Consider the following 6,055-nt stretch of genomic DNA (forward strand, 5'->3'; position numbering starts at 1 on the left):
GCCATGTAAACATGACTGGGTCACATAGTACTTTTATATCTTAATTATTTAACTTCTACTGTAGCGCCAGCTTCTTCAAGCTCTTTCTTGATAGTAGCAGCTTCATCTTTAGATATGCCTTCTTTAACAGTTGAAGGAGCGCCTTCTACTAGATCTTTAGCTTCTTTCAAGCCAAGGCCAGTGATAGTACGAATTACTTTAATCACGCCAACTTTGTTAGAACCAAAGCTAGTCATAATTACGTTAAATTCTGTTTGCTCTTCAGCAACAGCAGCTCCACCAGCAGCAGGTGCAGCTACAGCAACTGCAGCAGCTGCAGCAGATACGTTAAATTTTTCTTCCATAGCTTCGATAAGCTCAACAACTTCCATAACAGACATGTTGGAGATTGTTTCTAAAATTTCATCTTTTGACACAGCCATTACTAGCTCCTAGTTATAAAATAATAAATGATTATGTGGATTATTCTGCTTTTTTGTCTTTTACTGCTGCAATAGTTCTCACCAACTTGGCGTGAGGTTCTGCAAGAGTACGGACAAATTTCTCAATCGGCGCTTTCATCACATACATTAATTTAGCTATTGCTTCATCGCGTGTTGGTAAGCTAGCCACCGCATCAATTTGATTGGCATTGTAAACTTTTCCACCAACAGATAAAGCTTTAATTTCAAGCTTATCAAATGTCTTTGTGAATTCTTTCAGTAGTCTAGCTGCATCACTAGGTGCTTCTAGCGATAAAGCTATAAATAAAGGACCTACAAGTAAGTCATTTAAGCACTCAAATTCAGTATTTTTAAAAGCTCTTCTTGTTAAAGTATTTCTTACAACTCGAAGATAAACACCAGACTTACGCGCTTCACTACGTAATTGCGTCATTTGATTAACAGTTAAACCACGATAATCAGCAACCACTGCTGAAATAGCCTTAGATGCGACTGCAGTCACTTCTTCAACAACGGCCTTTTTTGCAGCTAAATTTAATGTCACGTTACTGACCTCCTAATATGTACAAACCACATGGATTTGACAGTTATGGTGGCCGTCTCAGATTATATTCGGAGCCGGTTCACCGTCTGCGCAGGACATTAAGCTTTCGCACCTGCGGTCTTCGACGACATGGAACCTAATCTATGCCGTGAATTCTTAAAATGGGTTGGTATCTTACACAGGTATTGATGAAATATCAATAGATAATCCAGGTCCCATAGTTGAAGATAATGATATTTTCTTCAGATACTGTCCTTTAGAAGAAGCCGGTTTAGCTTTCTTAAGATCGTTAATTAAAGCTACAATATTTTCGAGTACATCTTCTGCAGAAAAATCAACTTTACCAACTGAACAATGAATAATTCCGTTCTTATCAGTTCTATAACGAACCTGACCTGATTTTGCATCATTTACAGCTGCTTCAACGTTAGTTGTTACAGTACCAACTTTAGGGTTAGGCATTAAACCTCTTGGGCCTAAAATTTGTCCTAATTGACCAACAATACGCATAGCATCAGGAGTAGCGATAACAACATCAAAGTCCATTACGCCACCTTTTATCGACTCAGCTAAGTCTTCAAACCCGACAATATCAGCACCTGCATTTTTTGCTTTTGTTGCATTATCGCCTTGAGCAAAAACGGCTACTCTTACGACCTTGCCAGTACCTTTTGGTAAATTAGTTGAAGAGCGAACAACTTGATCTGATTTACGTGGATCCACGCCCAAATTTACGCTAATATCTAAACTTTCACGAAATTTAGTAGATGCAAATTGCTTTATTATAGCGACAGCATCGTGAACGTTGTATAAATGATTAGGCTTAATCACTTCTATAATCTTTTTCTGTTTTTTAGATAACTTTGACATGGTAACCCCTTATTCCAAACCTTCAACTTCAATACCCATGCTGCGCGCTGTACCTGCAATACTTCTAACAGCTGCTGCTAAATCTGCTGCAGTTAAGTCAGGTTGCTTGACCTTTGCAATCTCTTCAAGTTGACTGACGTTTAGTTTGGCTACTTTCTTCGTATTAGGTGTACCACTGCCACTTTGAATCCCTGCAGCTTTTTTCAGAAGAACTGATGCTGGAGGTGTTTTAGTAATAAATGTGAAACTACGATCAGTATACACAGTAATCACAACAGGAGTAGGCAAGCCTTGCTCCATTTGTTGTGTTGCAGCATTAAATGCCTTACAAAACTCCATAATGTTTACACCTCGTTGACCTAAAGCAGGACCAACTGGTGGACTTGGGTTTGCCTTCCCTGCGGGAATTTGCAACTTAATATATGCTTCTACTTTTTTTGCCATTTTTACTCCTTATGGGTCATACGCTAGCTCGTAGCAACAACAAAAATGCTATCACTTTATCTACTAGCTCCCCGATTTTATAAAAACCAATCTTTTTATTATTGTTTTATTTTACTTTGATCAATAAATGATGTTCTGTAATGTAGCACAGGTTATGTTTTTTCTACCTGGCTAAATTCAAGTTCGACAGGAGTTGAGCGTCCAAAAATAAGAACAGCGACTCTCAATCTATTTTTCTCATAATTAACTTCTTCGACCACACCATTGAAGTCAACAAATGGGCCTTCTTTAACTCTAATAACTTCACCTGGCTCGAAGAGAATCTTAGGTCTAGGCTTAGTGACACCATCTTCAACTCGCTGCATAATTGCTCGAGCTTCTTTCTCGGTAATAGGCGTTGGAGTCTGACTTGTTCCACCAATAAAACCCAGTACTCTAGGGATGGCTCTTACCATGTGCCATGTTTGATCATCCATAACCATATTAACTAACACATACCCGGGGAAAAATTTACGTGTACTCTTCCGTTTTTGTCCGGAACGCATTTCAACCACTTCTTCAGATGGGACTACCACTTCACCAATTTTATCTTGTAAATTATGGTGTACTGCACGTGACGTTATTTCACGCATTACAAAATTCTCATATCCTGAATAGGCATGAACAACGTACCACTGTTTAGATTTGAGTTCGTCCACCGTATTTACCCTAAATGTGTTATTTTAGCGATTGCCCACATCATCATAGAATCAATTCCCCATAGGATAAACCCGGTTACCGTAACCATTACCATCACTATAGTTGTTGTCTGGATTGTTTCTTGACGTGTTGGCCAAACTACTTTTAGTAATTCAACTTTAGCTTCTTGGGCAAATAGAAATACTTGCTTGCCCTTAGTAGTCAAGTAGCCAAAAAATAAAGTTAATATAAACCATCCCAGCCAGATCATCGCTTGGATTGGCCCTGAAAAATTGTAGTAATAAGTACAAAAAAAGGCCCCTACAGTGATAAGAACCACTGCTAGCCATGACATTATATCCTTAATATTACTTTGGTTTTCGTTTGAACTATTCATATATACTTGGTAAGTTGGCAGGCCAGGAGGGAATCGAACCCCCAACCTGCGGTTTTGGAGACCGCCACTCTGCCAATTGAGCTACTGGCCTAAATTCAATTGGCATAAAATTATATTTTATGCCAACACAGTTACCTTTTACTCGATTATTTTTGCAACAACACCGGCGCCAACAGTACGGCCACCTTCTCTAATTGCAAAACGTAAACCTTCAGTCATCGCAATCGGTGAATGTAAACAAACAACTAATTGTACGTTATCTCCAGGCATTACCATTTCAATACCAGCCGGTAGGTCACAAGTACCAGTTACGTCGGTTGTTCTGAAATAGAACTGTGGGCGATAGCCATTAAAGAATGGTGTATGACGACCACCTTCTTCTTTTGACAACACGTACACCTCTGCTTCAAACTTTGTGTGAGGCTTGATTGTACCAGGTTTTGCTAGTACTTGGCCACGCTCAACTTCATCTCGTTTAGTACCACGTAACAACACGCCTACGTTGTCCCCAGCTCGACCTTCATCAAGCAATTTACGGAACATCTCAACGCCTGTGCACGTCGTCTTTTGAGTATCGCGAATACCAACAATCTCAATTTCCTCACCTACTTTAACTATTCCACTCTCGACACGTCCAGTAACTACTGTTCCACGTCCAGAAATAGAAAACACGTCTTCAATCGGTAACAAGAATGGTTTATCAATGTTACGAACTGGTTCTGGAATGTATGAGTCTAATGTCTCAACCAGTTTCTCAATTGATGGAATACCAATTTCACTAGTGTCGCCTTCCAATGCTTTCAAAGCAGAACCAACAACAATAGGAATATCATCGCCAGGAAACTCGTAACTACTTAATAAGTCACGTACTTCCATCTCTACCAATTCTAGCAACTCAGGATCATCAACCATATCCGCTTTGTTCATGTACACAACAATGTATGGTACACCAACTTGACGTGATAATAGGATGTGCTCTCTAGTTTGAGGCATTGGACCATCCGCTGCAGAAACAACCAATATAGCTCCGTCCATCTGAGCTGCACCAGTAATCATGTTCTTAACATAGTCAGCATGTCCTGGGCAGTCTACGTGTGCGTAGTGTCTGTTTGCTGATTCATATTCAACGTGTGCTGTTGATATGGTAATACCGCGCTCACGTTCTTCCGGCGCAGCATCAATTTGGTCATATGCCTTAGCTATACCACCAAACTTCTTTGCCATGATTGTTGTAATCGCAGCTGTTAGTGTTGTCTTACCATGATCTACGTGACCAATTGTGCCCACGTTTACGTGTGGCTTCTTACGCTCAAACTTTTCCTTCGCCATCGGAAATTCTCCCCGTTTGCTAAATAATATTTACATGGTGCCCACAACTGGACTCGAACCAACGACCTCTTCCTTACCAAGGAAGTGCTCTACCGCCTGAGCTATGTGGGCTGGGCTTAACATATCAGCTTGCTAACCAACATGAACAAGCAAATATCTACACTACCTCATATATTGGAGCGGGTGATGGGAATCGAACCCACGCTATCAGCTTGGAAGGCTGAAGTTCTACCATTGAACTACACCCGCTTTCATCTTTTTCTTTAACTGGTGGAGGGGGAAGGATTCGAACCTTCGAAGGCAGAGCCGTCAGATTTACAGTCTGATCCCTTTGACCGCTCGGGAACCCCTCCAAAAAGAACGCTATTGTCTTTTAAGATCAAAGGAAAGTCAATATTTAGTTAACGACTACTCCTTTTTAGATGGTGCTGGCACCAGGAATCGAACCCGGGACCTACTGATTACAAGTCAGTTGCTCTACCAACTGAGCTACGCCAGCATATTAGCTTTTTACACTTTTAAAACTACTTTGTGACAACTTTTACTTTTTTCATTCAATATTGTCATCTAAAATAAAACCCTGGCGATGTCCTACTTTCGCATGAGGAGACCTCACACTATCATCGGCGCTGATTCGTTTCACTACTGAGTTCGAGAAGGGATCAGGTGGTTCCAAATCGCTATTGTCGCCAGGAAAACTGTTTAACCCCCAGAGGAAGGTGCTAATGACTCATTAACAACCGCCCGACAGGGTCTGGTAAATCTTGAGGTAACACATCATTCGTATCATTCTCTAAGCGCCTATTGTAAAGCGACTCAGATTATATGGTCAAGACAATCAGCCAATTAGTACAAGTTAGCTTCACACATTACTGCGCTTCCACACCTTGCCTATCAACGTCGTAGTCTTCAACGGGCTTCATGGGAAAACTCATCTTGAGGGGGGCTTCCCGCTTAGATGCTTTCAGCGGTTATCCCGTCCGAACTTAGCTACCCGGCGATGCCACTGGCGTGACAACCGGTACACCAGAGGTTCGTCCACTCCGGTCCTCTCGTACTAGGAGCAGCTCCTCTCAATTTTCCTACGCCCACGGCAGATAGGGACCGAACTGTCTCACGACGTTCTAAACCCAGCTCGCGTACCACTTTAAATGGCGAACAGCCATACCCTTGGGACCTGCTTCAGCCCCAGGATGTGATGAGCCGACATCGAGGTGCCAAACACCGCCGTCGATATGAACTCTTGGGCGGTATCAGCCTGTTATCCCCGGAGTACCTTTTATCCGTTGAGCGATGGCCCTTCCATACAGAACCACCGGATCACTAAGACCTACTTTCGTACCTGCTCGA

The 6,055-nt window shown here is 41.7% G+C and carries 7 protein-coding genes, 5 tRNA genes and 2 rRNA genes (1 of these 14 cut by a window edge); all 14 read right to left on the reverse strand.

Annotated elements, in window-relative coordinates; all coding sequences use genetic code 11:
* Nucleotides 1-44: 44 nt before the first annotated feature.
* Nucleotides 45-422, reverse strand: coding sequence for a 50S ribosomal protein L7/L12 (gene rplL, locus LFA_RS12845; protein ID WP_045096559.1), 378 nt, complete (start codon nt 420-422; stop codon nt 45-47).
* Between the two features lie 40 nt (nt 423-462).
* The gene (gene rplJ, locus LFA_RS12850; protein WP_045096560.1) at nt 463-987 is read right to left on the reverse strand and encodes a 50S ribosomal protein L10; all 525 of its coding nucleotides are present in this window, start codon (nt 985-987) and stop codon (nt 463-465) included.
* 174 nt (nt 988-1,161) lie between these two features.
* Nucleotides 1,162-1,857, reverse strand: a complete 696-nt coding sequence (gene rplA, locus LFA_RS12855; RefSeq protein WP_045096561.1) for a 50S ribosomal protein L1 — start codon at nt 1,855-1,857, stop codon at nt 1,162-1,164.
* Nucleotides 1,858-1,866: 9 nt separating this feature from the next.
* Nucleotides 1,867-2,301 carry a 50S ribosomal protein L11 gene (rplK, locus tag LFA_RS12860; protein WP_045096562.1) on the reverse strand — a complete coding sequence of 145 codons (435 nt, stop codon included), beginning with the start codon at nt 2,299-2,301 and terminating at the stop codon, nt 1,867-1,869.
* A 152-nt stretch (nt 2,302-2,453) separates the two neighbouring features.
* Complete coding sequence (nusG, locus tag LFA_RS12865) at nt 2,454-2,999, reverse strand: transcription termination/antitermination protein NusG (protein WP_084602177.1); 546 nt, start codon at nt 2,997-2,999, stop codon at nt 2,454-2,456.
* A gap of 5 nt (nt 3,000-3,004) precedes the next feature.
* Nucleotides 3,005-3,376 (reverse strand): preprotein translocase subunit SecE, encoded by a 372-nt coding sequence (gene secE, locus LFA_RS12870; RefSeq protein ID WP_045097594.1) that lies wholly within the window; start codon nt 3,374-3,376, stop codon nt 3,005-3,007.
* Nucleotides 3,377-3,391: 15 nt separating this feature from the next.
* Nucleotides 3,392-3,467: transfer RNA gene (locus LFA_RS12875), tRNA-Trp, on the reverse strand.
* Between the two features lie 47 nt (nt 3,468-3,514).
* Nucleotides 3,515-4,705: an elongation factor Tu gene (gene tuf / locus LFA_RS12880; RefSeq protein ID WP_045096555.1), complete on the reverse strand. Its 1,191-nt coding sequence runs from the start codon at nt 4,703-4,705 to the stop codon at nt 3,515-3,517.
* 35 nt (nt 4,706-4,740) lie between these two features.
* Nucleotides 4,741-4,816 (reverse strand) — tRNA-Thr (locus LFA_RS12885).
* A 64-nt stretch (nt 4,817-4,880) separates the two neighbouring features.
* A tRNA-Gly gene (locus LFA_RS12890) sits at nt 4,881-4,954 on the reverse strand.
* Between the two features lie 19 nt (nt 4,955-4,973).
* Nucleotides 4,974-5,058, reverse strand: a tRNA-Tyr gene (locus LFA_RS12895).
* Nucleotides 5,059-5,128: 70 nt separating this feature from the next.
* Nucleotides 5,129-5,204 (reverse strand) — tRNA-Thr (locus LFA_RS12900).
* A gap of 79 nt (nt 5,205-5,283) precedes the next feature.
* Nucleotides 5,284-5,399: ribosomal RNA gene (gene rrf / locus LFA_RS12905) — 5S ribosomal RNA — on the reverse strand.
* 131 nt (nt 5,400-5,530) lie between these two features.
* A 23S ribosomal RNA gene (locus LFA_RS12910) occupies nt 5,531-6,055 on the reverse strand; it runs 2,372 nt beyond the window's last position.

The sequence above is a fragment of the Legionella fallonii LLAP-10 genome (assembly GCF_000953135.1).
Taxonomy (GTDB): domain Bacteria; phylum Pseudomonadota; class Gammaproteobacteria; order Legionellales; family Legionellaceae; genus Legionella; species Legionella fallonii.